Annotated in this window: 23 protein-coding genes; 17 read left to right on the top strand and 6 right to left on the bottom strand. The window is 51.3% G+C overall.

Annotated features, from left to right (window positions below):
- Positions 1-87: 87 nt before the first annotated feature.
- Together ACTJKB_RS24500 and ACTJKB_RS24495 are read left to right on the top strand one after the other, a co-directional pair.
- Positions 88-1863 (top strand): SulP family inorganic anion transporter, encoded by a 1776-nt coding sequence (locus ACTJKB_RS24500; RefSeq protein ID WP_440836961.1) that lies wholly within the window; start codon positions 88-90, stop codon positions 1861-1863.
- 464 nt (positions 1864-2327) lie between these two features.
- Positions 2328-3020 carry a DUF1361 domain-containing protein gene (locus ACTJKB_RS24495; RefSeq protein ID WP_440836960.1) on the top strand — a complete coding sequence of 231 codons (693 nt, stop codon included), beginning with the start codon at positions 2328-2330 and terminating at the stop codon, positions 3018-3020.
- Here the strand turns inward: ACTJKB_RS24495 and ACTJKB_RS24490 are convergent.
- A complete protein-coding gene (locus ACTJKB_RS24490; protein WP_440836959.1) occupies positions 3005-3340 on the bottom strand; it encodes an MGMT family protein in 336 nt (111 codons plus the stop codon). The genes ACTJKB_RS24495 and ACTJKB_RS24490 overlap by 16 nt on opposite strands.
- 198 nt (positions 3341-3538) lie before the next feature.
- On the opposite strand from ACTJKB_RS24490, the gene ACTJKB_RS24485 reads away from it, so the two are divergent.
- The 8 genes from ACTJKB_RS24485 to ACTJKB_RS24450 all read left to right on the top strand — a co-directional run bounded on the left by ACTJKB_RS24485 (position 3539) and on the right by ACTJKB_RS24450 (position 10061).
- Entirely contained in the window at positions 3539-5089 is a 1551-nt protein-coding gene (locus tag ACTJKB_RS24485; protein WP_440836958.1) for a spore germination protein, read from the top strand.
- Positions 5086-6240 (top strand): Ger(x)C family spore germination protein, encoded by a 1155-nt coding sequence (locus ACTJKB_RS24480; protein WP_440836957.1) that lies wholly within the window; start codon positions 5086-5088, stop codon positions 6238-6240. The genes ACTJKB_RS24485 and ACTJKB_RS24480 overlap by 4 nt, the downstream gene beginning before the upstream one ends.
- Before the next feature lie 5 nt (positions 6241-6245).
- Positions 6246-6449, top strand: coding sequence for a hypothetical protein (locus ACTJKB_RS24475; RefSeq protein WP_440836956.1), 204 nt, complete (start codon positions 6246-6248; stop codon positions 6447-6449).
- 28 nt (positions 6450-6477) lie between these two features.
- Positions 6478-7584 carry a GerAB/ArcD/ProY family transporter gene (locus ACTJKB_RS24470; RefSeq protein ID WP_440836955.1) on the top strand — a complete coding sequence of 369 codons (1107 nt, stop codon included), beginning with the start codon at positions 6478-6480 and terminating at the stop codon, positions 7582-7584.
- Between the two features lie 119 nt (positions 7585-7703).
- Positions 7704-8330, top strand: a complete 627-nt coding sequence (locus ACTJKB_RS24465; RefSeq protein WP_440836954.1) for a hypothetical protein — start codon at positions 7704-7706, stop codon at positions 8328-8330.
- A 35-nt stretch (positions 8331-8365) separates the two neighbouring features.
- A complete protein-coding gene (locus tag ACTJKB_RS24460) occupies positions 8366-8662 on the top strand; it encodes an antibiotic biosynthesis monooxygenase family protein (RefSeq protein WP_074109890.1) in 297 nt (98 codons plus the stop codon).
- 15 nt (positions 8663-8677) lie between these two features.
- Positions 8678-9490: a phosphotransferase family protein gene (locus tag ACTJKB_RS24455; RefSeq protein ID WP_440836953.1), complete on the top strand. Its 813-nt coding sequence runs from the start codon at positions 8678-8680 to the stop codon at positions 9488-9490.
- Between the two features lie 25 nt (positions 9491-9515).
- Positions 9516-10061 carry a DUF1697 domain-containing protein gene (locus ACTJKB_RS24450; protein ID WP_440836952.1) on the top strand — a complete coding sequence of 182 codons (546 nt, stop codon included), beginning with the start codon at positions 9516-9518 and terminating at the stop codon, positions 10059-10061.
- Between the two features lie 35 nt (positions 10062-10096).
- Here ACTJKB_RS24450 and ACTJKB_RS24445 read toward each other — a convergent pair whose 3' ends face one another.
- Positions 10097-10813 carry an AAA family ATPase gene (locus ACTJKB_RS24445; protein WP_440837075.1) on the bottom strand — a complete coding sequence of 239 codons (717 nt, stop codon included), beginning with the start codon at positions 10811-10813 and terminating at the stop codon, positions 10097-10099.
- A 355-nt stretch (positions 10814-11168) separates the two neighbouring features.
- Here ACTJKB_RS24445 and ACTJKB_RS24440 point away from each other — a divergent pair, with 355 nt between their 5' ends.
- Complete coding sequence (locus ACTJKB_RS24440) at positions 11169-13319, top strand: glycosyltransferase family 39 protein (RefSeq protein ID WP_440836951.1); 2151 nt, start codon at positions 11169-11171, stop codon at positions 13317-13319.
- A 97-nt stretch (positions 13320-13416) separates the two neighbouring features.
- A complete protein-coding gene (locus ACTJKB_RS24435) occupies positions 13417-14400 on the top strand; it encodes a glycosyltransferase family 2 protein (RefSeq protein ID WP_440836950.1) in 984 nt (327 codons plus the stop codon).
- A 233-nt stretch (positions 14401-14633) separates the two neighbouring features.
- On the opposite strand, the gene ACTJKB_RS24430 is transcribed toward ACTJKB_RS24435, so the two are convergent.
- The 3 genes from ACTJKB_RS24430 to ACTJKB_RS24420 form a co-directional block, all read right to left on the bottom strand.
- Positions 14634-15200 carry an FAD-dependent oxidoreductase gene (locus ACTJKB_RS24430; protein ID WP_440836949.1) on the bottom strand — a complete coding sequence of 189 codons (567 nt, stop codon included), beginning with the start codon at positions 15198-15200 and terminating at the stop codon, positions 14634-14636.
- A gap of 134 nt (positions 15201-15334) precedes the next feature.
- Positions 15335-16957, bottom strand: coding sequence for a sensor histidine kinase (locus ACTJKB_RS24425; protein ID WP_440836948.1), 1623 nt, complete (start codon positions 16955-16957; stop codon positions 15335-15337).
- Complete coding sequence (locus tag ACTJKB_RS24420) at positions 16954-17640, bottom strand: response regulator transcription factor (RefSeq protein WP_074086803.1); 687 nt, start codon at positions 17638-17640, stop codon at positions 16954-16956. The genes ACTJKB_RS24425 and ACTJKB_RS24420 overlap by 4 nt, the downstream gene beginning before the upstream one ends.
- A 470-nt stretch (positions 17641-18110) precedes the next feature.
- Between ACTJKB_RS24420 and ACTJKB_RS24415 the strand changes: the two genes are divergently transcribed.
- The 3 genes from ACTJKB_RS24415 to ACTJKB_RS24405 are packed head-to-tail and all read left to right on the top strand — an operon-like array spanning position 18111 to position 22884.
- A complete protein-coding gene (locus tag ACTJKB_RS24415) occupies positions 18111-19274 on the top strand; it encodes a glucose-1-phosphate adenylyltransferase (protein WP_440836947.1) in 1164 nt (387 codons plus the stop codon).
- Between the two features lie 24 nt (positions 19275-19298).
- Entirely contained in the window at positions 19299-20402 is a 1104-nt protein-coding gene (gene glgD, locus ACTJKB_RS24410; RefSeq protein WP_440836946.1) for a glucose-1-phosphate adenylyltransferase subunit GlgD, read from the top strand.
- Between the two features lie 49 nt (positions 20403-20451).
- Entirely contained in the window at positions 20452-22884 is a 2433-nt protein-coding gene (locus ACTJKB_RS24405) for a glycogen/starch/alpha-glucan phosphorylase (RefSeq protein WP_440836945.1), read from the top strand.
- A 134-nt stretch (positions 22885-23018) separates the two neighbouring features.
- Here ACTJKB_RS24405 and ACTJKB_RS24400 read toward each other — a convergent pair whose 3' ends face one another.
- Positions 23019-23498 carry a GAF domain-containing protein gene (locus tag ACTJKB_RS24400; protein ID WP_440836944.1) on the bottom strand — a complete coding sequence of 160 codons (480 nt, stop codon included), beginning with the start codon at positions 23496-23498 and terminating at the stop codon, positions 23019-23021.
- 238 nt (positions 23499-23736) lie between these two features.
- On the opposite strand from ACTJKB_RS24400, the gene ACTJKB_RS24395 reads away from it, so the two are divergent.
- Both ACTJKB_RS24395 and ACTJKB_RS24390 read left to right on the top strand, forming a co-directional pair.
- The gene (locus tag ACTJKB_RS24395; RefSeq protein ID WP_440836943.1) at positions 23737-24036 is read left to right on the top strand and encodes a hypothetical protein; all 300 of its coding nucleotides are present in this window, start codon (positions 23737-23739) and stop codon (positions 24034-24036) included.
- A 294-nt stretch (positions 24037-24330) separates the two neighbouring features.
- Complete coding sequence (locus ACTJKB_RS24390) at positions 24331-24897, top strand: GNAT family N-acetyltransferase (RefSeq protein ID WP_440836942.1); 567 nt, start codon at positions 24331-24333, stop codon at positions 24895-24897.
- The last annotated feature ends 19 nt before the right edge of the window (positions 24898-24916 follow it).

Raw genomic sequence — 24916 nt, 5'->3', positions numbered from 1 at the left:
GATTACCCGTTGACAAGTGAGGCTTGCAGGAGTAATGTTGCTCTTATATTCAAATAATCAGATATTTAGAGAAAAGAAGGTTAAAGGATGACAGGGTGGGGCCGTTTCAAAGGCTATAATATTGCTTCGCTGCGCAAGGATCTCCTTTCAGGGGTTATCGTCGGCGTCATTGCCATCCCTCTGGGGATGGCATTTGCTATTGCTTCGGGTGTGAAGCCGGAGTACGGAATCTATACAACCATAGTCGCAGGGATTTTAATTTCTTTGTTCGGCGGTTCAAAGTTTCAGATCGGCGGGCCTACGGGTGCGTTTATTCCTATTTTATTCGCTATTGCTATGCAGTATGGCTATGAGAATCTACTGCTTGCCGGGATGATGGCCGGGGTCATTCTTGTCCTCATGGGTCTGCTCCGGCTGGGGGTACTGATCAAGTTTATCCCCAAGCCTGTAACGATTGGATTCACCGCAGGGATTGCCGTCATTATCTTCACGGGGCAGATCGCAAACTTTCTGGGTCTGAAGGATATGAAGCGGCATGAGAGCTTCGTGGACAACATGAAGGAGATCGGCCTGCATATCTCTACGATTAATCTGTACAGTATTCTGACGGCGGCCATTTGTTTGGCTGTGCTTGTGCTGGGTATTCGTTTTGCACCCAAAGTGCCAGGGGCACTGGTCGGATTGCTCTGTGCAACCCTCATAGCCGCACTGTTTTTTAGCGGCAAGGTGACTACGATTGGCTCTGCGTACGGGGACATTCCGAATACACTGCCGAGCTTCCATTTTCCGGTCATAACCTGGGAACGGATTAGGCTGCTGCTTCGCCCGGCCTTTGTCATCGCCATGCTAGGCGCGATAGAGTCCCTGTTGTCAGCCGTGGTGGCAGATGGCATGTCGGGCAGCCGCCACAACAGCAACCGAGAGCTGATCGGGCAAGGGGTTGCCAATATTGCCGCCCCTCTGTTCGGCGGGATTCCGGCTACCGGCGCGATTGCCCGGACCGCTACCAATATCAAAAGCGGAGCCGCATCGCCCTTGTCGGGTGTGATTCATGGTGTAGTGGTATTTCTTATTCTGCTGTTGTTTGCTCCCTATGCATCGAGTATTCCGCTGGCCGCGATGGCACCGATCCTGATGGTCGTAGCCTGGAATATGAGCGAACGCAAGGAATTCCTTCATCTGCTTAAGCTGAAGACCGGAGATTCGCTGGTGCTGTTCATTACGTTTCTATTGACCGTATTTGCCGACTTGACCGTGGCGGTGGAGGTTGGACTGGTGCTCGCTGTTGTCTTGTTCGTCAAACGGATGGGCGAGGTACATCTGGTTTCCAAGGTGCTCCCAGATCCGAACTCAGTGAAGGTCGGAGCGCATATGGTCACGGACAGCCATGACTGTCCGCAGATCGGTATTTACAATGTGGAAGGGCCGCTGTTCTTCGGAGCTGCCTACCGGTTCGAGAATACGATGCCGGGCTTCGGACCGGATAAGCCAAAGGTTATTCTGCTGCGGATGGGCAAGGTGCCGTTTATCGACACCACCGGTGAAGCCAATCTGGCAGGGCTGGTGAAGGAGCTGCATGAGGATGGTGGCTGCCTGATGATCTCAGGCATTCAATCTCAGCCGCTAGGGTTGCTTAAGAAGACCGGATTGTATGACAGAATCGGAGCAACACAGTTCTATGAGCATACCGGAGAGGCAATCACTGATGCGCTTAAGGTCATTAATTATAATAAGTGTCTGGGCTGCCGTCATGCTGCCTTCAGGGAATGCGCAGCCTTTGCCGGACTGGATGAAACGTCTGGCCGCAGTGCCTTCAAAGGGCGCGTGCCAGCTGTAGCACGTAAACTGAGCGGTGAATTGTAGCCGCTGAGCAGTGTGTTTGGATGATTTTTGGCATCAGCGACAGGCAGTGGCAGAGAAGCCTTAGCTTAATTCTATAGCTTCAAAAGCCAGCAAAAGCAGCGCTTCTCCGTTCACCTGGAGAAGCGCTGCTTTGCGTTAGTGCTCTTTTGCCGCTTGCTCTAACTGATCATGGTCCAGTAAAGGTAGTGACCTTTGAATCGGCTCGCCAGCGTGGAAAGAGCCGAACCAAAGGTATTTCTGCCTTTGAATCGGCTCGCCAGCGTGGAAAGGGCCGAACCAAAGGTATTTCTGCTTTTGAATCCGCTCACCCGCGTGGAAAGAGCCGAATCAAAGGTATTTCCGCCTTTGATTCGGCCACCCCGAACAAGCTTATGGCTGCTCCGATTTGTACAAGACATAGAAAAATTTGTACAATTACAAATGAGGGTTAACGAAAATCATAGGGATAAGGAGATTACCCGGACATGAAGGAATTGAATTATATCAAGGTATTTCTGCTTTTGGCAGGACTGTCCCTTGTCACACTGGCGGTCTACGGTGTAGTGTCTCAGCGGACAGACACGTTCTACAAGTTTCTAATCTGGAATCTGTTTCTGGCCTGGCTCCCATTCGTGTTCTCCATGGCCGCCCATGAACTGGACAAAAGAAAGATCGGCGGACTGCTGGTGCTTCCGCTCGGCATCGCCTGGCTGCTGTTTTTTCCGAACGCGCCATATATTATGACAGATTTGGTGCACTTAACGATCCGCAAGAATTTGTATTTTGTCGGTGGAACGATCCAGAGCCGCTACTGGTATGATCTGATTACGCTGCTATTGTTCACCTGGAGCGGCTGGCTGACCGGTTTTTTCTCCCTGTACCAGTTCCAGGCCGTGATATACCGGAAAAGCAATCTGCTGCTCTCCTGGATTTTCGTGGTGTTCGCCTGCGCGCTCGGCGGTTATGGCGTACTGCTCGGACGGGTGTACCGGCTGAACAGCTGGGATGTGCTCACCGACCGGCATCAGCTGTACCAGCTCGTTGTCGACAGCCTGAACAGGCAGTCGGTCTTTTTCAGCGTATTTATTGCGTGTGTACTGCTGGCTATTTATGCAACGATGTACTGCCTGCTGAATGTGCTGGGCAAAGGGAGTGACCGGCCTTATTCCATCAGCTGAAGCTCATCCTCAGACTCCGGATGATACTGGTAGCGCTGAAGATCGATCGCTCCCTTTGCGTCAAAAACGATGCCTTCTCCCAGCAGATATAGCCGCTGCAGAGAGCCGGACTCATCGTCCGTAAGGGCAATTTCCCCTTTGACATTGACCACTCTGTGCCAAGGAAGTTTATACTTGCGGCTCATGGAGTGGAGGATGCGGACGACCTGTCTGGCCCCTCTCGGGCTTCCGGCAGCCCTGGCGATGCCGCCATAGGTCATGACATAACCTTCGGGAATCGAGCGGATGACGGCGATAACCTTTTGCGTGAATGGTGTCATGGCTGGAACTCCTTTTGTACAAACAGTTGTGTGGATTTACTTGATTATATCAGAAGAACAAGGCCCGTGATGCTCCAAAGAGCACTGCGGGCTTTGCTTTTGGAGCACTCTATTTCCTGCACAGTATAATAATGGCGAATAGGAGAACCAGAGTCGGGGGATAATCAGATCAAAACAATGGTGACAGGAGTGACTGCTGTGAAGAACACAGATGCTGCCCTGGGAAACAGACAGGACGCCTCCAAAATATCCTCTTCCCAGCCGCTTAGTCCCTCGCTGGACGATAATGTGGCTCTGTTTCGGCGGATATTCAGCAATGACGGGACGCTTCGGGTACGGGTGATTGAGAATAACCATGGAACGCCGTTGCGCTGCGGCCTGATCTATGTGGATGGAATGACCGATAGGGATCTTATACAGAATGGCATTACGAAACCTGTAATGACTTATCCATTCAAGGAAGAAGACCATGGGAATCCGGCGGAGCTGATGGAGAAAATCCGCATGGAGATCATAAACATCAGTGACATTATGGTTTCGACGGAGCTGGATGAACTAGTAGGAGCTGTTGTAGGAGGAAAGACGGTATTTCTCTTGGACGGTTATGCCGGGGCGCTGAATATTAATGCCCAAGGCTGGCAGACTCGTGCAATAGAAGAGCCTACGACGGAAAAAGCAGTCCGGGGTCCAAGAGAAGGTTTCACGGAATCACTGATCGTTAATTTAACCCTGATCCGCCGCAGAGTCCAGAATTCCGATCTAAAGTTTGTCTTCAGTGACATTGGGACAAGGTCTAAGACACAGACCTGCATCTGCTATATGGAGAGCCTGGCTTCACCGGATATTCTGGCCGAACTTCAGGGAAGGCTTGCGAAGGTAGAAATTGACCATGTCCTGGATACCGGTTATCTGGCTGAACTGATCCGTGACGAGCCCTACTCCCCATTCGAGATGATGGGCAGCACGGAACGACCGGATGCGGTTGTAAGCAAGCTTATGGAGGGCCGCTTTGCCTTGATGATTGAAGGCAGCCCCTTTGCCTTGACGCTGCCTTATGTTTTTGTGGAGAATTTCCAGGCCAGTGAAGATTACTACATCAACTATTATTTTGCCTCCTTCAACCGGTTCTTAAGAGTCATTGGAGCCTTCATGTCCATTAGTATTCCGGCAGTATATGTCGCTCTGGTTACCTACTCTCAGGAGATGGTCCCTACCTTACTGTTGCTCAGCATTGCCGCTGCCAGGCTATCCGTTCCATTCCCAACCATTATCGAGGCATTAATTATGCTGACGATATTCGAAATTTTGCGCGAGGCGGGTGCCCGAATTCCAACCACCATTGGCCAGGCGGTAAGCATAGTGGGAGCGCTGGTGCTGGGGCAGGCGGCTGTAGATGCACGGATTGTGAGTGCGCCAATGGTCATTGTGGTAGGTCTTACCGGAATCACGACCTTGCTTAATCCAAGGCTTACCGGACCCATGATTATCGTGCGTTTGATTCTTTTGTTTGCAGCGTTTTTCCTTGGGATCTACGGATACTTCTTTGGACTGCTCGGCCTGGTGATTCATCTGATGAGTCTCCGCTCCTTCGGTGTTTCCTATATGCTGGGAGTGGGCTCTATCCGCCCGCAGGATATTAAGGATGCGGCGATCCGCGCGCCTTGGTGGGATATGTATCTTCGGCCGGCAATAATCGGTGCGCGCAATATGAAGCGGAAGGCGCCCCGGAAGAAGGCGGGTAGCCGGTGAGACGAGCTCTGAGACTGTTGACACTACAGCTCTGCATGGCCCTGGTACTGTGTCTCAGCGGCTGCTGGAACTATACCGAGGTTGATGATATGTCCATTGTAGCCGGGGTGGCCATCGATAAGGATGCTGCTAACGGCAAGATCCAGCTGACGGCAGAGATGGTTGACATTAAGGGAGGGCTTGACCAGAATCAGGCCGGCTTCAAAATGCTCAGTCTTACGGGGAAAACCATCTTTGAAATTGTCCGCAATATGATAACCCTAACCGGAAAAAAACTGTTCTGGAGCCACGCTAAGGCGATCATCTTCAGCGAGGAGGTTGCCCGCGAAGGGTTGATCAAGACAATGGATTGGTACAGCAGAGATACTGAAACCAGATCAGATGTGTTCATTTTTGTGTCCAGTGAGCCAACCGCGCGGGAGATTCTGAACCTGAACACGTCCACAAAGGCGATTATGTCATTTGAACTGGCACAAATGATGCGTGACGAGAAGTTCACCAGCACTGCGCCGACCGTAGAAATATGGGATTTCATCGACAAGCTGGAGACTTCGGGTAATCATGCAGTGGCACCTCTGATTCACCTCCATGAGCAGAATGGGCAGAAGAACGAACGTGTTAACGGCTGTGCCATTTTCTCAAAGGATAAAATGATAGGCAAGCTGAATGGGAAAGAGACTAAAAATGTACTTTTTGCCAAAGACGGCATTAAGGGAGGCGTACTGGCGGTGAATGACAAACATGGGGTTCCCACCTACTCATTGGAGATATTATCGAGCAGAACCAAGGTGAAGCCAAAGCTGGTGAACGGCAAGCTGAGCTTGCAGGTCCGATCCGTTACACATACCGGCCTCGATGAGATCATGACTACGGAAAACTTCGCGGGCAACGAGGGCATCAATAGCATTGAGGAGCGCGCCGGCAAGGCCCTCCGGCAGGACATCGAGTCTGTCATACGGAAAATGCAGCAGGAATACCATGCCGATATCTTTGGATACGGGGAAATCATTCATGAACATCAGCCAAAGGTCTGGGCCAAGCTCCGTGACAACTGGGATAACGAATTCGCAAAAATGGATATTTCAGTAGACTCCAAGGTGATTATAGAGAGCACTGCCAAAACCTCACGTTCCATTAAGCTGGGAGATTAACAGATATGGTCATTTACCTGCTACTGATCTATGCCATAGTCGTGGTGACTGACCCTTACGGTCTGCTGAAGCAAGGGAAGAAGCGGGACTTCTATGTCTGCTCGGCACTGTGTCTGGTTTCCTTCTCCCTGGCCTTTGCCCTGTCCATGCATTGGGACATCCCCAGCCCGTCTCCTCCGATCGTTTATATGGTTAAGAAGTTGTTCTAGGACCAGACTCTATAAGGGGGGAGGAAAGATGGGCAAGGAAATTATCCCGGCAGGACAGTCTATAAGCATAGCGGTTCTCTTTATTATCGGCAGTTCTCTGTTTATGGGGGCTTCAGGGCAGTCCGGGAATAGCAGCTGGATCGCTTTAATTCTTGCGATGCTGCTGGCCCTTCCGCTAATGTTAATTTATGCACGGCTGCATATGCTGTTTCCCGGTAAGGATCTGTTTGACATGCTAATCCTTGTATTCGGAGCCGTAGCTGGAAGAGTGCTCTCCTGCTTGTATATTTGGTATGCGCTTCATCTGGGCTCGCTGGTACTACGGAATTTCGGGGAGTTCAGTAAGTCGGTTCCTCTGACTTCAACACCCATGCTGGCACCCATGCTGATCGTTAGCCTGCTGTGCGTGTGGGTAGTAAAAGAGGGGATAGAAGTACTGGGGAGGAGTTCTAAATTCCTGCTGCTGTTTACCTTCGTGGTAATTGTTGTGGTACAGCTGCTCTCCATCCCCAAATTTCAATTTCATCAAGTACTACCCTTCTTAGATAGCGGGTGGGCGCCTGTATTTTCAGATGCGATGGGTTCCTTCACCTTTCCGTTTGCCGAAATTGTGGTGTTCCTGGGTGCTTTCCATGCGTTGCCTCAAAAGGGTTCAGCGGTCAGAATTCTGGTCAGCGGCACGTTGATTGCCGGAGTTATTATTTTGTTAATCACGGTTCGCAATCTGCTCGTATTGGGGCCGGATCTCTTATCCAGCCTATATTTCCCCTCATATGTGGCGGTCAGCAGAATCAACATCGGCGATTTCCTGACCCGGATTGAAGGCTCGTCAGCTATTGTTTTTGTTACCACACTGTTTGTGAAAGTGAGTCTCTGTCTCTATACCGCCTGTAATGGCGTAGCCAGGCTGTTCAAGCTGAGCAGTTATCGTTCGGTAGTGCTTCAAATGGGCCTCATCATGGTCTATATGGCGGATTTCATCTATACAGATATTATGCAAATGGAGTATTTTGCCCACCATATCTACAAGGTTTATGCATTGCCGTTTCAGGTGGTCATTCCTGTGATCCTGTGGATTGCCGCTGAAATCCTGGCCCGAAAAAAAAGCCGCAAGCAGAAAGCCGTGCAGCATTAAGGGCAGTGTTGCTCCTTATGCTTCCTTGGTTACGCATGTTCATTTATATTTCCATCCTTCGCAGAAGATAGCTATAATGGGAGGCAGAGAGCTAATTTCTGGTGTAGGAGGAAGCACAGGTGAGTGTATCAAGTATCGTCATGTCCTCGCATTGGGGCAGAGAAGTCAGACATAAATATATTACACAGGAATCCAAAGTGCTCGCGGTAGTATTTCCGGGCAGGAACTACTCCGCAGAACGTTCACTGCTGGATTATGCTTCCAAGCTGGCCAGGGAGTATGGCTGCGATATCCTGCTGCTCGAATATGGCTATCAGAGCGCACGGGCAGAGCTCAAACGTGAAGAAATTGATATTGTAACTGAGGAATGCAAAGCGGCCGTAGCTTCACTTCCGGACTATGAACAGCTGCTCTTCATCAGCAAAAGCATGGGGAGTGTCATTGCCGGAAGAGTGGCGGCAGAGATGAACCTTCAGCAGAAAACCTCGCATTTGTATATAACGCCAGTTGCCGATTCGATGCCGCTGCTGAGACAGAGCCGGGGCAGCATCATCTACGGTGGCAGCGACCCGACATTCACCGAGGAGCATGCTGCCGTGCTTAGCGGACAGAAGAATCTCCGGGTGTACCGGATTGACGACGCCAATCATGCGCTCGAAGTAGGCAGTGTCAATGAATCACTGGCCGTGCTGCTCGTCATTATTAATTTCTATCACGAGTTTTTCCGGGATGCGCTCACAGGCTGAGGCTATAAAGACCACACAACAAGGAGATGATTGTGATGATTCTGGAAGCAGCTATGCTTCAGGTGAAGCCGGGGCTCACCCGCCAGTTCGAACAGAGCTTTAAGGCGGCGTCCGCACTGATTTCTTCCATAGAAGGTTATTTGGGCCATGAGCTGCAGCACTGTCTGGAGGATGATCATAAATATCTGCTGCTCGTGAAGTGGCGCAATCTTGAGGATCACACTATCTCATTCAGGGAATCAAGCCAATATCAGGAATGGAAAGCGCTGCTCCATCATTATTATAGCCCCTTCCCGGTAGTGGAGCATTTCAAGTCTGTTAATCTGGAATAGCTTGGGGGAGACGGTATGCAGGGGAAGCGGATTGGGGAAGGAAGAACCGCAGAGGTTTGGGAATATGGAACAGGGATGATTCTGAAGCTCTATCGTGAGGATATTCCCGCGCAATACGTGGAGCACGAATATGAGATCAGTAAATATGTCTATGAGCATAACGTTCTCACCCCGCAGCCTATGGAGCTTGCTGCGTTTGAGGGGCGTATGGGCATTGTGTTTCAGCAAATTCAGGGACGCTCCATGCTTAGGCTGATCGGTGAGAAGCCGTGGAAACTTGCCGAATATGCAAGACAAATGGCTGTGCTCCATCATAATCTTCATAAACTCCAGGGGGCAGAGGCTTTTGGGAAGCAGAAAGAGAACCTGAAGAGCAGTATTATCGCTGCGCCCACGCTCGCCATGGAGGAGAAGACGGCCGTATTGGCCCAGCTGGAGCAGCTTCCGGAGGGAGACCGGCTCTTGCACGGGGATTTCCATCCGGACAATGTGCTGCTGGATGGGCAGGCGTGGATTATCGACTGGATGACAGGAATTTCCGGCAATCCGGCCGGGGATGCTGCGAGGTCAGTCATTATGCTCAGCATGGGAGCCTTGCCGCCGGGAGCATCATTCGCCACCAGGCTTATTACTGGTTTTATAAGACAGAGGCTCACGAAAGGCTATATCAGAGAATACCTCAGGTTATCGGGTCTTACTTACGCCGAGGTAAAAGCCTGGGTTCTGCCGGTAGCAGCAGCCCGGCTTACGGAAGGCGTTCCGCTGGCGGAGAAAGAGCAGCTGGTCCGTGAAATCCGCAGACGTCTAAGATTAAGCTCCCGCCGGTAAGGATATTTAGGGAAGAAGGTGCGCTGTGAATACATATATTGCCCTGCTGCGCGGTATTAACGTGGGCGGCAACAAAATCATTAAAATGCAGGCTTTGAAGACAATGTTCGAGTCGCTTGGATATGAACAGGTGCGTACATATATTCAGAGTGGGAATGTGGTGTTTGAAAGCGGGGAATCGGCTGCCGCTAAGCTTGAGGCTGCGATCAGTGCGGCGATCCTTGACACTTTTGGTTTCGAGGTCTCTGTGATGATCCGTACGCTTGCGGAACTGGAGGCGGCTATCGCTGCCAACCCTTTTCAGAACCTGTCACAAGAGGATTATAAAAGGCTGTATGTTTCTTTTCTTAGTAAAGCTCCTTCGGAGGATGCACTGGTCAAGCTGATCCCCTACGCCGATGGTGCAGATAAGCTGCGCATTGCCGGCAAAGAGATGTACACCCTGTATGAGGGAAGTGTAAGCCAGTCTTCGTTGTTCAAGGTTCCGCTCGACAAATGGCTGGGCACATCCATTACCGCACGGAATTGGAATACGGTGAATAAGCTGGCAGCAATCGGGCGGGGGGAATAGCAGGCTGGCATTGAAGGACGGTGCTATCCCTTCTCTCATTCAAACAATGGCTTATGTTTATTGAAAAATTGATAAAAAAACCGCACATTGTCCAGCTCAAACCATTCTGCTGTTTGAAGAGGCCTCGCATCCAGATTATATATTTTTGCATGCAACGTGCCTAGAACAAAAGGAGAATGAGTGGCAATAATAAATTGACTGTCAAAATATCGTGCCAGCTCATTTATTTGTTCTGCCATCCGTATTTGATTAGCAGGAGAAAGTGATGTTTCCGGCTCGTCCAATAAATACAATTGCCCAGGCTGCAGATATTCCTCGAAGAACTGCATGGACGTCTCCCCGTTGGAGTATTTTTCCTGGGAAAATTGAATGTCCTCCAGCTTCTTCCTAAACGCATACGTAGCTTCATATTCTGCCGCCTGAGCTTCACTCATCCCTTTGTGCCTCTGCTCATTTATGATTCCCTCACGAAGCACGGAAGATTGCTGGATCTTCTTGATCTCATATAGAACATCCTCTGATTTCATATATCGGCTTCCTTTTGGAAGTTGTCGGATTTCACGTTCTTGCTCATCATGCCCAAACTGATAGCTGCTCCAATCAAGGAAACGTTGCGCATAGTTAATATGCCCATAGCTTGTCATTCTTTCTGCCCCAGGAATGCCCAGCTTGTTGGAAATTACATTGAGTAAAGTGGATTTTCCGCTCCCGTTATTGCCATACAGCACCGTAATCCGATCAAACAAAAGCACCTCTCCAGCCACGTGCTTAAATACATAATCAGGGTATATGTTGGGATTCCGATCTGTATAATCAGAAAGCTTAAAGCTTCTTAAATAAATCATTGCCGCACTCCCTTACCTAATTTTATGCTTCATCATTATCCAATTGAATACTAGCCTTGATGCCCATTGTGGTAATTATATCCTCCTTGGGCCCAATACTGAACCCCACATTGTGGGGCTATTTCTCGTTCCGGCATTCAGCAAACATTCAGCTTGATTTCATTATCAGTTAAGGTAGGGGTGCCATAATACACCTAAGCAAGCTGTGCCGGGGGATAGAGCACTGCCGGAATAGTGTATCGATCGATGGGAGTGGAGAGAAATGAAATGGATAAAAAAGCTGGGTTCCGATGTCGTGCTGCTGGGTATTCTGCTGCTTGCAGCCTTTCTGTATGGCTATGGAATCTGGAATGATCAATACTCAAACACGTACTATACCACGGCAGTAGGAAGCATGCTCCAGAGCTTCCACAACTTTTTCTTTGCTTCGCTGGACTCGGCAGGCTCGGTAACGGTTGATAAGCCGCCTGTGACGTTCTGGATTCAGACGCTCAGCGCGCTGATCTTCGGCCTGCACGGCTGGAGCGTGATCCTTCCGCAGGTGCTGGGCGGGATAGGCTCCGTATTGCTGGTATATCTGCTGGTAAAACCAACCTTCGGCCGTACGGCAGCGCGGCTCGGGGCACTGGTAATGGCAACTACACCCGTAGCTGCTGCTGTCAGCAGAACGAATAATATTGATGCCATGCTGGTATTCACACTTTTGCTGGCGGCATGGTTTCTCTTCAAGGGTACTAAGCACAATAAATGGGGCAGTCTCCTCATAGCGTTTGCCCTGATCGGCGTAGGCTTCAACGAGAAGATGCTGCAGGCATACATGGTGCTTCCGGCATTCTACCTCTTCTATGTTCTGGCGGCGAAGGTGAATTGGAAGAGAAAAACCGGAGTGCTCGCAGCCTGTACCGCAGTGCTGCTGGTGGTTTCGCTATCCTGGGCGGTTATTGTGGATTCGATCCCGGCAAGCAAACGGCCTTACATGGGCAGCAGCGGGACGAACTCTGTGCTGAATCTGGCTTTTGGCTATAACGGGGTGTCGCGCTTGACCGGTGACCGCAGTACCGGCGGCGGCGGAGGCGGCGGAATGTTCGGCGGCGGCGAAATGCCGTCATGGAATGGCGGGGAGATGCCGCCTATGAACGGAGCCGCCGCCCAGGGCGGTCAAGGAATGATGAATGGTATAAACGGTCAGGCACAGGGACAGCCACCTGGAGGTATAGGGGACGAACAGACTGACGGAGGCTTGAATGGCAGAGGCCAGGCTGCAGATGACGGCGGGATGCCGGGACATGCGCCGGGAGGCAGAATGGACGATCGGGGCCAGTTTGATTTCGGGCAAGGCGGCCGCGGCGGGATGAATGGCGGCGCAGGAGGAATGTTCAACACAGGTACTGCCGGTCCGCTCCGCTTGTTTCAATCGGCGTTGTCCGGCCAGGCCAGCTGGCTGCTGCCTTTCCTGCTGTTCGGCTGCATTGGAATCTTTGCCAGCCTGCGCAGACGGAACTTCACATGGCGGCATAAAGAAGCATTGTTCTGGCTGGCCTGGCTGGTGCCGGCTATGGGATTCTTCAGCATCGCCGGATTTTTCCACCAATATTACCTGATTATGATGGCTCCGCCCATTGCGGCACTGGCCGGTGCAGGCTGGCTGCAGCTGTGGACCTATTACAAAGAACGTTCAACCTGGCTATCCTGGCTGCTTCCAGTGGCGACGCTCGCTACAGCTGTTTTTCAGTGGTACATTATTCATCCTTATGATGATAAGATCGGAAGCGGCTGGTCCATAGGTGTTCTGGCTGCAGGAATCGCTGTCACTGTGCTGCTGCTCGTACTGCGGGTATGGAAAGGGCAGGAGAAGCCATTCGTACATGTTGCAGCGGTAACGGGTTTGCTGGTGCTGCTGGTCGGACCTGTCTACTGGGCACTGACACCTATCACTTACGGAGCAAACAGTATGACTCCGGCGGCTGGACCGGACAGCAGCAGCGGTTTTGGCGGCATGGGTGGTATAGGGGGAATAGGCGGCATAGGTGGCAGAAATGGCACAGCGGGAGTCAACGACAATCTGCTGACCTATTTGAAAGAGCGTAATACCGGTGAGAAGTATCTGTTCGCGGCAATGGATTATGGAACAGCAGGCCCTTATATTATCGATAAAAATGAGTCAGTCGTTATTCTAAACGGATTCAACAACTCGGATGTACCGTATACCACCGATACACTGAAGGCGCTCGTGGCGAGCGGTAAAGTGAAATATTTCCTTGTCACTACCGGAGGCATGGGCGGCGGTCGCGGGGGCAGCTCTGAAATTACCAACTGGATCACGGAGAACGGAACTGTAGTTCCAACAGCAGAGTGGCAGGGAACAGAGACAGGCACCAACGGCGGAACCTTGTACGAAGTGAGTGTTCAATAGGACGGGGTTTACCAGGCTGTATAGTAAGCGCGCTTGACTTGGTTTTTTGGCAAAAGCGCGCTTCATGACTAGAAATGAAATTAAGGAGGAGCTGCTCATGAGTACGCACGTGCGCTATTCCATAATCATACCGATGTACAACGAAGAGGCGGTTATTCAGGAAACTTACCGGCGGATAAAAAAGGTAATGGGAACAACAGGAGAGGCTTACGAGCTGCTGTTCGTCAATGACGGAAGCACTGATAATTGTGCGCAGATGATTGAGGAATACAGCTATTGGGATGAGAGCGTGAAGCTGATTGATCTCTCCCGCAACTTTGGTCATCAGATTGCCATTACTGCGGGTATGGATTATGCACTGGGGGATGCGGTAGTCATCATCGATGCTGATCTGCAGGACCCGCCGGAGCTGATTCTGGATATGATCCGGGAATGGAAAAACGGCTATGAGGTTGTATATGCCAAACGGGTGAAGCGGAACGGGGAGTCTCTGTTTAAAAAGTGGACAGCAAGCCTCTTTTACCGGGTGCTGCGTTATTCCACGGACATCTCTATCCCGGTGGACACCGGCGATTTCCGGCTGATCGACCGCAAGGTATGCGAGGAACTGAAACGGCTGCCGGAGAAAAACCGCTTCGTCCGCGGACTGGTCAGCTGGGTCGGCTTCCGGCAGAAGGCTATCGAATATGAGCGTGATGAACGGCTGGCAGGCGAAACGAAATACCCGTTGAAGCGCATGATCAAGCTGTCACTGGATGGGATCACCTCTTTTTCCTACAAGCCGCTGAAGCTGGCGGGCTATCTGGGAGGGCTACTGTCGGCAGCCGGGTTTCTGTACCTTATGTATGTGCTGTACCTGGCGCTGTTTACGGATGCAGCCGTTAAGGGCTGGGCATCGATGATCGGCATTACCTTAACATTCAACGGATTTGTACTGATTATGCTGGGGATTCTGGGTGAGTATGTCGGCCGGATCTATGACGAAACGAAGAGACGTCCGCTCTATATTGTCCAGGATATTTACAGCGGCAAGCAGCAGCAAAGTGCAAGCGAGCAAAGGGTGGCGCAGATTCATAAATAATTGGTGAGGGAGTGGGGCTGGGCGAAAATCTCAAGCAGCTGCTTGGCTGCCTCGGCGATGGCGCAGAGGTCTTGTCCGTCCGGCAGGTGGTTCCCGATGCAGAGGTAAACGGTCGGGTTCGCTGACGGCAAGGCTGAATCCAGTGGATCAAACACTTATGTCCAAAAAGTCCAGCCAGATGTATCTCTGGCTGGACTTAACTTGCCTGAAGCTCTTTCATTCGAACAGAAACGTTAAGCCTTCAGCAGATCGTGATCCACATATCTTGCACCGTTCAGTTCACTGATAATATTAATGGCAACCTTCGCACCGTCTCCGGCAGTAATAATGGCATGAACGCTTACCCCGGCTACCGTACCGGCAGCCCAAATACCTTCGACATTGGTTTTGCCTTCCGCATTTACGGCTACAACGGTCTTGATTCTTGGCTCTGTGCCGTCCTTCGTGTCCACACCGGCTTTGGCGGCCAGATCGGTCAGCACACCCGTTGCCAGGATTACGTGCTTCGCTTCATAGGTAGCGCCGCTCTCACTCTCAATGACAAAGCCCTCGCCGGCTGCAGTGAGGTTCACCGCTTGGTCTGCAACTAATTCCGCACCGAATTTCACAGCCTGCTTATGGCCGGTTTCCACGAGCTCGGGCCCGCCAATTTCAGCAATCCCGTAGTAGTTCTCATACCAGCCTCTGCGCGTCATGCCTTTATCGTTGTCGATTAACAGCGTTTTTTTGCCCGCCTTGGCGGCGAACAGGGCTGCACTTGCACCGGCAGGGCCGGCCCCGATGATGGCGATTTCGTACATAACATAACCTCCTAAAAGTTTTGTGAGCCTACACATCATCCGAACCGCTCCGTACAAAACTCGCTTCGGAAGCATAAGCTTTAAGTTTTGTGAGCGTCTCACTTACTATTATAACGTTAATGATTCTTCATTAGCTAATCCGTGAAGCAGGGAAGGGTAACCTTGAAGGAGGTTCCTTCACCGGGGCGGCTGTCAACACGGATATCGCCGTGATGTGCATCCACAATGGATTTGGTTATGGAGAGTCCTAGTCCTGAGCCGCCGTATTTACGGGTGCGTGAAGAATCACTTCGGTAGAATCTTTCAAATACATGGCAAATATGCTCTGCCGCGATCCCGGGGCCATTATCCCTCACGGTCAGTTCGGCTTCCGTGCCCCGGGCAACCAGGCCAACATGAATAATTCCCTCTTCAGCATCGGTATGTTGTACAGCATTGTGGAATAGATTAAGAATCACCTGCTTCAGCTTGTCGAGATCATACATGCCGCGGATGCCGCAAGGGATTTCGAAGGTAACCCTGCGGTCTCCGGCAAGCATGAGAAGCTGCGGCTGCATCTCGGTGATCACATCTCCCAGCATCATATTTTTGATGTTAAGCTGCGGTGCTCCGTCCATGCGGGCCAGGAGGAGCAGATCCTCTACCAGCTTATTGATCCGTTTCGATTCTCCGTGCATACTTCTTAGCGCGCTCATGAGCTGCTCCTTGTTGTCCGCAGCTCCACGCAGGAGCACCTCTAGAAATCCATGGATGGACGTCAGCGGGGTCCTAAGCTCATGGGAGGCATCAGCGGCGAAACGCCGCATTTGCTCTTTGGCTTCACGCTCACCTTGGAAAGAAATCTCCAGCCGCTCCAGCATTCCGTTGAATGAGCGGGACAGCTGGTCGATCTCCGTCTGTCCCTGGTTTACGGGGAACCGCTCGCTCAGATTGCCTGCATCGATAATCTGTGCGGCCTCCCCCATGTTGGATAAGGGAACCAGCGTTTTGCGCAGGGCTGGCAGGTACAGGAAAAGCCCAGCCAGCAGGGCTGCAACCGACAAGGCTGCAAAAATCAGCAGCTGCTGCATGATTACATCCTTCAGCGGCCCAGTACTCACACTCATCTGCAGCAGCATCCGGGACTCCTGGGGTTTGCCGAGATTCATGAATACAGCCAGATGCTCACTACCGTCCGGTGCGGAAATGAGCTGGTAGCTGCCAGTAGCTTTGTCGGTGGTGTGCTTCAGCAGGTCATTGTATTCCGCATCGGATAATCTGGGAGCGGAGGAATCAGACAGGGTCTCCTCCTGAAAATCCTTGAACCCTCCGCTTGTGCTGTAAATCGCGAGGGTCGTATGGGCGTCCAGCAGAAGCGGACGCCGGTTGGCAGCGTTGCGCATATTGCCGGGGATGGTAGTGCCGCTGCCTTCAGGGATTCCAATACCGCTAGTACTGCCGTTTATAGGCGGCAGGCCGGGAGTTGGCGTGTCGGTGGTGCCACTGCCTTGGTCTCCGCTGCTTGTCCCAGATCTATTCCCACTATTGTTATTGAAAGCCAGCGAGTTGAAAAAAATCTCTCGCGGTACGGAACGGATCTGGGTTTCCATGGATTCCGCGCGGTTGGTGTAGATGAAATCACGCATGAGTACATACTGAAGCACACCGATTAAGAGCAGCAGGCCGGAGAGAATCAGCAGTGAAATGATCAGCAGCTGCTTGCGCAAGGAGCGCGGCGCGGGGAGCCTGCCGAATAGGCCCTTGGCACGGGCAATCATACCAGATCCACCCGATATCCCGCACCGCGAAGCGTGCGTATGATCCGGTGTTCTTTGTCGCCCAGTTTCTCGCGGAGGGAACGGATGTAGACCTCTACGATATTCTCCTCACCGCCGAAATCATAGCCCCATACCTTGTCCAGAATCATCGGCTTGCTCAGCACCAGACCATGATTGATGACCAGGTATTGCAGCAGCTCATATTCGGTAGGGGACAGCTCCAGTACCTCGTCCTTGTGGCGGATTTCCTTGCGCCGGCCATCGATCCGGAACGGTCCGCAGCGCACCTCGCCGAGCAGTCCCGGGAATTGGTTGCGCAGGCGTGCCTGAATCCGGGCCAGCAGCTCTTCGAAGCTGAACGGCTTGACCATATAATCGTCAGCCCCGATGGACAGACCCTTAACACGGTCATCCACTTCATCTTTGGCTGTAAGCATGATTACCGCAAGCTCTGATTCCTCCGAACGGAGATAGCGGCAGAGTTCGAACCCGTCCATCCCCGGCATCATCACATCCAGAATGGCCACATGGGGCTTGAATTCCGCAGCAACGGCAATAGCACTAACCCCGTCCGGAGCGGTTCTTACTTCAAAGCCCTCATTGTTCAGGCCCAGCTCCAGGAACTGGAGAATATGAGGCTCATCATCCACGAGCAGCAATCGTACACCTTGGGCAGCCTTCATGCATTGTTCCTCCACATCGGTAATAGTTAGCTACATTATGACATATCAGAATGAAAGTTTGCTGAAGATGGAAACATTAAATTAACGAAAGGATTCGGAAATAGTCGTTCAGGGTTAATCAATATGGTTAATCTAATTATACGGAGATTTTAATGCTATTAATAAGAAGTTTAGTCGGGATTTAAAAGTTTTTGAACGGGACGATAAAGGGTTTTGACGGCGGCTATAGAACACTTTACAATAAGGATACTACCCGGCCTAAGGAGTCTTTCTGTGGCCGGAAATAAGTCCCAATTCTATGTGTTTTCCCCGTTTCTGACCTTATCTTATTCCTATGAAGCACGTCTCTTTCGCTACACTTCTTTCTGGAGTTTCTATTTCTGCACTGGGTTAAATCTACGCTGCACTATTCATCATCCAACCTATTTGATTACATGCTTCACTACCCATAAGTTAAGGGAGGCTCTTCCATGAAGAAAAAAGAAATGGTAGCCATGCTATTGGCGGGAGGCCAAGGGAAAAGGTTGAAGGGATTGACCAAGTCGCTCGCAAAGCCCGCTGTTTATTTTGGGGGGACCTACCGGATTATTGATTTCCCTTTGAGCAACTGCTCCAATTCGGGAATTGATACTGTCGGTGTGCTGACGCAGTATGAACCGCTTGTGCTTCATTCATACATCGGAGTAGGCAGTGATTGGGATTTGAACCGCAAGGACGGCGGGGTTTTTGTCTTGCCGCCGCATGAACGGGAGAACGGGAGCAGCTGGTACCGTGGCACAGCAGATGCCATTTACCGCAATCTGAAGTTTGTGGATCAATTCGATCCGGAGCATGTACTGATTCTGTCGGGAGACCATATCTACAAGATGGACTATCATGCGATGCTGCAGTACCACAAGGCCAGAAATGCCGACTGCACCATATCGGTTATCGATGTTCCGCTGGAGGAAGCCAGCCGGTTTGGCATACTGAATACGGATGAAGATCTTAAAATTTATGAATTTGACGAGAAGCCGGCCAAGCCGAAAAGTACATTGGCTTCTATGGGTGTCTATATTTTCAAATGGGAGGTGCTCCGCAAGCATCTCCTGGAGGACGGAGAGAACGCTGGCTCGTCCCATGATTTTGGCAAGGATATTATTCCGCTCATGCTGGCTGATGGTCAATCCCTCTTTGCGTATCCTTTTGAAGGGTACTGGAGAGATGTAGGTACTGTAACCAGCCTGTGGGAAGCGAACATGGATCTGCTGAGCGATACTCCGCCTCTGAATCTGAACGATCCGAACTGGCGTATCTTCACCCGCAACCCGAACCAGCCGGCACAATATGTAGCTCCGGGAGCGAAGGTGTCGGGCTGCATCATTAACGAAGGCTGCATTGTCCACGGAGAAGTGAAGCATTCAGTACTCTTCTACGGCGTGGAAGTGGGTGAAGGCAGTGTGATTACGGACTCTGTCATCATGCCGAAGGTCAAGATCGGGAAGAATGTAAGAATTCACAAGGCCATTATCAGTGAGAATACGGTCATTGAAGATTACATGGAGATCGGGATTGAGCGGGAGGATGAGGAAGGAATTCTGCTGATCGACAATCGAAGCAAAAAGCGCAAATCCGTTGCAGCCAAAACCATATAATCAGCAGAGGACGGGGGGATTCCGATGAAAGAACTCATGGGTGTCATCAATCTTGACCATGAACTGGACCAATTAAACGAGCTGACCTATTTCCGCTGCGGTGCGGCGGTGCCTTTTGCCAGCCGCTACAGGCTGATCGACTTTGTTCTCTCCAATATGATGCGTGCGGAGCTGGAGAGCGTAGGGCTGTTTGTCCGCCGTAAATACCGTTCGCTGATGGACCATCTCGGTGACGGCAAATCGTGGGATATGAACCGCAAGCACGGGGGGTTGTTCATTCTGCCGCCTGACTGGAATGATCCGACAGATACCTCCCTGGGAGATTTGCAGCACTATCACAACAATCTCGATTTCTTCAAACGGGCTGCGGCCAAATATATTGTATTCTCCGGCAGCCAGCACATCAACACTGTCGATCTCCAGGATGTGTTTCAATATCATATGGAGAAGGGTGCCGATGTCACGCTGGTTTACAAGAAGATTGACATCCTTAAGCCGGAGCACGATCCCTGTCTGCGGGTTGATGTGGACGAGGACAGTAATGTGACCGAGATTCATCAGGAGAAGGATCATCATAGTGTCTATCTGGATATTTTTATTATGGAAAAAAAGCTGTTTCTGGAGCAGGTGGAATATTGCATTGCGCATGGGGAGAGTTACTTTTTTCGTGACGCCATTCAGAAGAACCGCCACAAGTTCAAGATTTCCGCTTATGAATATACAGGCTATCATGCTGTAATCAACTCTCTGGAGAGTTATTACAAGAACAGTCTGGAGCTGCTGCAGCAGGATAATTATTTCGGACTCTTCAAAGAGAACCCGGTTCAGACGAAAATAAAATATGAAGCTCCTACCCGCTATCTGGACAGCGCGGAGGTCAGCAATTCGCTGGTGGCCAATGGCTGCATTATCGCGGGATCCGTGGAGAACAGCGTGATTTTCCGGGGGGTGCAGATCCGCAAGGGGGCACGCGTCATCAATTCGGTGATTATGCAGAAATGTGTCATTGAAGAGAATGCTGTGATTGAGAATGTTATTATGGATAAAGACGTGCAACTAAGCAAGGACCGGATACTTGTCGGGGACAGCAAACGACCCTTTGTGATTGTCAAGAGCAGCAAGATTTAACCGTGAGGCCATTTTTTTAATAAAAGCATTTGTCAGGAGGAACCTGCTGTTGTTCAACGATAAAGAGACTTTTAAACAAGTGTTCCGCGAGACACTCATCGGGAAATTGGGCAAGCCGCTGGAGGAAGCATCGAACGCCGACATCTACAACATTCTCGGCAACATGATCCGCGAAAATGCGGGTAAGAACTGGGCGGACACCAACCAGAAGTTCAAAGCCGATAAGGATAAGCAGGTATACTATTTTTCCATGGAGTTTCTAATCGGCAGACTTCTCGGCAATAACCTCCTTAATATGGGCGTGCTTGAAGTTGTACGTGACGGACTTACGGATTTGGGGTTCTCCCTTCGGGATGTGGAAGAGGAGGAAGCGGACGCGGGCCTCGGCAATGGCGGTCTGGGCCGTCTGGCGGCATGCTTCCTGGATTCACTGGCTTCCCTGCAATATGCAGGGCACGGCTGTGGCATACGTTATAAATACGGCCTGTTCGAGCAGAAAATCGTTGACGGGTATCAGGTGGAACTGCCCGATTACTGGCTGCAGAATGATAACGTATGGGAAGTGCGGCGGGAAGACAAGCAGGTAGAGGTGCGGTTCTGGGGCCATGTCGAGACCCGTGAGGAGAACGGGGAGCTGGCCTTCGAGCATAAGGACTATGAAGCAGTGCGCGCGGTTCCTTACGATGTGCCGATCATCGGAGCAGACCGCAGGCATGTGAACACACTGCGCAACTGGAGCGCAGAGTCCATCGCCCAGCCTTCAAGGATGTTCGGTTCTCTGGCCGGTAGTGATTACCACAAGTATCTGGAATACAAGCGTTCGGTAGAGTCGATCTCCGAGTTTCTGTATCCGGATGATTCGCAGTATGAAGGCAAGCTGCTCCGGCTGAAGCAGCAGTACTTCCTGTGCAGCGCGGGGTTGCAGAGTATTCTGCGGACCTACAGCAAGAACGGGCTTGGCATTGAATCACTGCCGGACAAAGTGGCCCTGCATATTAATGATACGCATCCTACACTGGTTATCCCGGAGCTGATGCGGATTCTGATGGATGTACACGGACTCGGCTGGGATCAGTCCTGGAGTATCACTACCCGCATGGTCTCCTATACGAACCATACCATTCTCAGCGAAGCGCTGGAAAAATGGCCGATCAGCATGGTACGGGAGCTCCTGCCGCGTATCTTCCTTATTATCGAGGAGATTAACGCCCGCTTCTGCGGTGAGCTGATGAGTAAGTATCCGGGAGATCAGAACCGGATTAATCAAATGGCAATCATTCATGATGATCAGGTGCGCATGGCCCATTTGGCGATCGTAGCCAGCCATAGCGTCAATGGTGTGGCGGCTCTGCATACAGAGATTCTGCAAAAACGTGAAATGCGCCTGTTCAATGAGATGTATCCGCACCGCTTCAATAACAAGACAAACGGCATCACCCACCGGCGTTGGCTGCTTCATGCGAACCCTGAGCTGGCCGGACTGATTACTGAATCGATCGGTTCACGTTGGGTTCATCATCCGCAGGAAATGATTGGGCTGATCAAATACAGTGAGGATGCTTCCTTCCAGGAGCAGGTGGCCGGAATCAAGCGCCGCAACAAGCAGCGCCTCTCTGAATATATTTTCAGCAAGCATGGCGTTCAGGTAGATCCGGACTCGATCTTCGATGTGCAGGTTAAGCGTCTGCATGCGTACAAGCGCCAACTGCTGAATGTGCTTCATATCATGCACTTGTACAATCAGCTCAAGGATAACCCTTCTATGGATATAGTGCCGCGCACCTTTATCTTCGGTGCCAAAGCAGCGCCAAGCTATCACCTGGCGAAGCGCATCATCAAGCTGATCAACACCGTAGCCGATGTCGTCAATAAAGACCCGCAGATCAAGGGTAAGATCCGTATTTTCTTCCTCGAAAATTATTCGGTGTCCCTGGCGGAGAAGATTATCCCGGCTGCTGATGTCAGTGAACAGATCTCTACCGCCAGCAAGGAAGCCTCCGGTACCGGGAACATGAAGTTCATGATGAACGGTGCGCTAACCGTCGGAACGATGGATGGGGCGAACGTGGAGATGCATGAAATGGTCGGGGATAACAACATGTTCCTGTTTGGTCTTCGTGCGGAGCAGGTTATGGATTACTACCAATACGGCGGTTACCATGCACGTGATATTTACAACGGCGACAGCCGGGTGAAGGAAGTGCTGGATCAGCTCGTGACCCCTGGGCCTATTTGCTGCAATACCCAGGAATTCGATACACTGTATCAGTCGCTTTTGGACAATAACGATGAGTTTTTTGTGCTTAAGGATTTCGCCTCCTATGTGGAGACCCATGTCAATATTGACTTGGCTTACCGCAACCAGAAGGAATGGCTGAAGAAGTCTATTATCAATATTGGACACTCCGGTAAATTCTCCAGTGACAATACCATTGCCCGCTATGCATCCGAGATCTGGAATATCAGTCCAGTGCGCCTGTAGGCAGAGCCCGACTGAATAAACTGGGGTGCGGGAAGAGAGGTTTCTCTCCAGCCCCCCCCCGGTAGCAAAAAGACCTTCACCAGCGCAGACTGTTCTGCGGCGGTGAAGGTCTTTTTGTCTGATTACGGAGCATATCAGATGACGTCGGCAACCAGTGCGGCGAACCGTTCCAGGAAACGTCGTTCCTCATCATCAAAACGGTGTTTGATAGGGCTGTCGATATCGAGTACGCCCAGCAAGCGGTCACCTTGAACCAGCGGGACAACGATCTCGCTGTTCGAAGCCTCGTCACAGGCGATATGCCCAGGGAAGGCATGCACATCGCCAACGACCAGCGTACGGCGCTCGCTTGCGGCCGTACCGCACACCCCTTTGCCCAGCGGAATGCGGATGCAGGCTGGCAATCCCTGGAATGGCCCGAGGACCAGCTCTTTGCCGTCGAATAAATAGAAGCCGGCCCAATTGGTATCCGGCAGAGAGTGCTTAAGCAGTGCGGAAGCGTTGGCCAGATTAGCAATGGCATTCGGCTCGCCTTCCATCAGTGCGCCGAGCTGAATGAGAACCGATTCAAACCGCTCGCTGCGTGTGCCATCATAGGGCATGGCTTGAAACATGAAGCATCACCTTCCTGTACAATAAATCAGCATATATCCATAACTGTAACTAACAACATAGTACAGCCTGGCGGGATACGTCAAGCATTCCTCGGATATTCACGGATTGTTTGAATTTTACATCAGCGGCCACTGGGAAGGAACGTCCGGTTACCATATCTGGTTGATGTTTCCGAAATCCCTAGCCAGGGTAATGCAGTTATAAATACCGAAGGCTTCTGGCCGGAAGGAGTGGAATATGCGCGCCGATGTACAGAACTTGTTCATAGGAATCCATATGTTGTATTGTGCACACGAGAAGGATCTGACACTGGCGGAGATGCTGCCGGAGCTCGAGAATCTGGGGTACCGGGTGGCAGAACGTGAAGTGAAGCAGGAGCTGGAGAGGCTCTCCCAGGAGAATTTCCTGACTGCCCATGGGGAGGCTTACAGTCTTACCGGAACAGGAATTGAGGAGTTCAAGGCAATCCAGCAGAAGCTTCAGGTGCTGTGCACCGAAGTTCTTAAGCCAGTCAAAGCGGCAGGTGCGTCCGGATAGCTCCCGGCGGTTATATTAGAATAACGACAGCGCCTGTTGGGGGTGGCAAGCACCCTATGACAGGCGCTATTTTTAAAATATAAGCTGTATAACGTTATAAATTATCCTTATATTTCTCGCTTCAAACGGATACCTGATAGCGATACGTAGTATCGCTGCTTCGGAAGCCTTAGCTTTTACAAGGACGTCGCAGCCGTTTTCACTAATGAAGACAGGTTAGGCAGGCTAGCATTTCACTTCAGAGAAAACGTGCATCTGATGTATACTAAATAAAGTTGAAAGGAGACGATCGTTTTGTATGTATGCGGCGGAGAAGTCCCTGTCCTGCACGGAAAAAAAGTAGAATTGCGCGCGATGGAGGCGGAGCATGCGGCAGACCTGTTCGCCGTCTGGTCGCATCCGCAGGTTGCCTGCTGGCTGGCTGCACCGCCGCTGTCTACTCCGCAGGAGGCGGAAGAGCTGATAGCGATTCTCCTGCAAATGTCCCGTGAGGAAGAAAGCCTGCGCTGGAGCGTCCTCGGACATGACGGGAATATTATCGGCAGCTGCGGTTATAACAGCTGGCAGCTGCAAGGAGCGTACAGAGGAGAAATCGGCTGTGAGCTGCTGCCTGATTATTGGGGGAAAGGCTACATGCGGGAGGCGCTGGAGCTGATGCTGGACTATGGCTTCACCGTGATGGGCCTCAACCGGATCGAAGCGTTATGCCATCCGGATAATATCCGGGCGCAGCGGCTGTTCCAGTCACTCGGGTTTGGGCGGGAAGGTCTGCTGCATGAATACCGGCATACGGAAGCGGGATTCCAGGATGTAGTCCTGTATGCACTGCTGCGGGGCCATGCAAAGGACGGCCTTCAGTGATGAAGGAGCGCAGTATACA

The organism is Paenibacillus sp. 22594, assembly GCF_052044425.1.
GTDB lineage: Bacteria > Bacillota > Bacilli > Paenibacillales > Paenibacillaceae > Paenibacillus_AQ.
The sequence above is the reverse complement of the archived record's forward strand: the minus strand, read 5'-3'. Positions and strand labels throughout refer to the sequence as shown.